General features: G+C 36.6%; 3 protein-coding genes. All 3 read right to left on the bottom strand.

What is annotated here, in order from left to right; all coding sequences use genetic code 11:
* Nucleotides 1–166 precede the first annotated feature (166 nt).
* The gene (locus J8L98_RS24345; RefSeq protein WP_210998644.1) at nucleotides 167–1,126 is read right to left on the bottom strand and encodes a hypothetical protein; all 960 of its coding nucleotides are present in this window, start codon (nucleotides 1,124–1,126) and stop codon (nucleotides 167–169) included.
* A gap of 119 nt (nucleotides 1,127–1,245) precedes the next feature.
* Nucleotides 1,246–1,500: a hypothetical protein gene (locus J8L98_RS24340; RefSeq protein ID WP_210998643.1), complete on the bottom strand. Its 255-nt coding sequence runs from the start codon at nucleotides 1,498–1,500 to the stop codon at nucleotides 1,246–1,248.
* Between the two features lie 199 nt (nucleotides 1,501–1,699).
* Entirely contained in the window at nucleotides 1,700–1,813 is a 114-nt protein-coding gene (locus J8L98_RS24980; protein ID WP_247682690.1) for a transposase, read from the bottom strand.
* Nucleotides 1,814–1,877: the final 64 nt, after the last annotated feature.

Below are 1,877 nucleotides of genomic sequence, written 5' to 3'. Positions count from 1 at the left end.
AAAGGTTAAAAAGCGAACAAGTTAAGTAATGTAGAGCAAGTCCCTAAAACGAGTAATTCTACAGCCTCAACGCCTCAATAAGAGGACTAAAATAGTGGGTTAAAATGTGTAGCGAAGCGAAACGTAACCCACTGTTTTTGTTCCGTTTAAATACCTTGTTATAAGCTCAGCGTATACGGCCTAATTCTTTTTCTGGTGCCCAAATTATTCCATTCCAGTGTATAGGTAAAATCCTCATCCCCTCTTTCACTCCTCCCCAATATTCATCACCCTCAGAGACAGATAAAAATTCAGAGTATCTTTTTAACGTTGAATTGAACTCATCTTTTAGCCATTCGTATTTTTTTAAAACGCTATCGTTTCCACCGTCAAAGCATAACTCCCAACCGTAAACTTCTTTCCAACAGCAGAATCTATCAAGGTTTCTCAACTCTTGACCAAAACCAGAAACTCTAGAATCGAAAACATTTAGATGGTAAAGAATTCTACTTTTTATTCTCAATAGAAAGTCTAGCCATGAAGGTGTGTACTGTGGATGATAGTTCAGTGGGAAATTAGCTAGATAGCTAAAGTCGTTTGCGACTTTGGTGATTGCATGCTCATTTAATGGAAATTTACCCAAGTTACTTTCTAAAACATCAAAAACTATATCATCAATAATTATACGAGGATGTTTTGCTTTTTCTGATTCTAGCTCATACGCCTTTTGATATGCACTTCCAAACAACATAGGGCCATGATGATAAATTTTCCCATGGGTAACAGCGCCTCTCATAAATATTCCATCGCATGCAATATCAGTAGAGAATTTGGTTAATTTATTACATAAAGATTTAAAACCATCAAATGAACTTTCAGCCGATATTATTATGCAGTCAGAGATATAACTTATACGGGGATCGCCTAGCTCTTTTTCTAAAATGTGATCTTCTTTATGTTCATATATTGGTAAGTCATGTTGACCGTTAGACTCAATAGATTCTTCATGAAGAAAATTCAGTACCGACCTCACTCTTTTGAAATCTGAGCTTTCCTTTCCTTCAGATTCAATTTTGTAGATTAATTCCTTAAAACCTAATATATCTAAAAATGCTACAAAACGATTCTCGTATCCTTCAATATTCATCAATACCTCATGAGCTTATAACGCCGTTTTAAGCGGCTTGTAATAGTTTGCTAAAATGTGGAACGAAGTGGAACCGAGCAAACTGTTACGAGTCCGACTTGAAAACCCTTGTTAGGTGTTTATTTAGGTGGCCAAGGTCTTATTTGATTTCTAACTTGATCGTCTAATGACCAACCTTGTGGTTTTACTTTAGCCTCAAACCAAACACACCCGCCTTTTACCCAATCATTATAAAACTTGAGATCATCGTCATATCCATACTCACAGCCGCAACAATCACAAATATCATATGAACAGCGTAATTCTAAAACTGATGCATAACTTTCATCTGTTTTAAAACCGCAGATTGGGCAGTGATTTATTGATACATTCACGAAACACCTAACGAGCCTGTAGAATTACTCGTTTTAATTTGTTTTTTATTGATGCCTCAACCATAGCCGAGTTCCTATTTTGATTCAATCGTTTAGTCGCTTTTCAATTTGATTTTCATTATGTGCTTTGAGGGAGGCTTTATCGGTCTTAACAGCGGGCTTTTGTGGCTTTATTTCGGTTAAAATGGCTCTACTCTTCTTAATGTATCCTGTTTTGTAGCTTTTCTATATTATGTACCAGACAATACAGCTGCCATTGCGCGTTCACTTTCGTTTGTCCTCGTAAGGTCAGTTTATTCATCCCTTTATTCATTGTGATATTTCCGAACACGGGTTCGATACATCCAAGTCGTTTGCTGTATGCCCTGCGGCCTATT

It is taken from the genome of Pseudoalteromonas sp. MMG013 (assembly GCF_018100885.1).
GTDB classification, from domain to species: Bacteria; Pseudomonadota; Gammaproteobacteria; order Enterobacterales; family Alteromonadaceae; genus Pseudoalteromonas; species Pseudoalteromonas aurantia.
The sequence above is the reverse complement of the archived record's forward strand: the minus strand, read 5'-3'. Positions and strand labels throughout refer to the sequence as shown.

Coding starts and splice junctions, on each gene's coding strand:
- J8L98_RS24345 (WP_210998644.1), bottom strand. CDS start 1,126: ATGAATATTGAAGGATACGAGAATCGTTTTGTAGCATTTTTAGATATA.
- J8L98_RS24980 (WP_247682690.1), bottom strand. CDS start 1,813: ATGAATAAAGGGATGAATAAACTGACCTTACGAGGACAAACGAAAGTG.